This window comes from Paenibacillus sp. N119s (assembly GCF_059447605.1).
The window spans coordinates 1-385 of sequence record NZ_JCAJRU010000531.1 but is presented as its reverse complement, the minus strand read 5'-3'; the positions used below and the strand labels follow the sequence as shown (position 1 = coordinate 385).

1 rRNA gene is annotated in these 385 nt (G+C 54.3%); it reads left to right on the top strand.

Annotated features, from left to right (window positions below):
* Positions 1–385, top strand: a 23S ribosomal RNA gene (locus AC5V8P_RS26180); the annotation flags it as partial.

Sequence of the window (385 nt, the reverse complement as noted above, 5' to 3'; positions counted from 1 at the left end):
TTCCTGAGGAAGGTTCGTCCGCTCAGGGTAAGTCGGGACCTAAGGCGAGGCCGATAGGCGTAGTCGAAGGACAACAGGTGGAAATTCCTGTACCACCGTAATCCGCTATGAGCGATGGGGTGACGCAGTAGGGTAGTGACGCGGACTGATGGATGTCCGTCTAAGCAGTGAGGCTGGTGTGTAGGCAAATCCGCACATCGTAAGGCTGGGCTGTGATGGGGAGCGAAAATTATAGTAGCGAAGGTCATGATCTCAGACTGCCAAGAAAAGCCTCTAGCCAGGAGAAGGTGCCCGTACCGCAAACCGACACAGGTAGGCGAGAAGAGAATTCTAAGGCGCGCGGAAGAACTCTCGTTAAGGAACTCGGCAAAATGACCCCGTAACT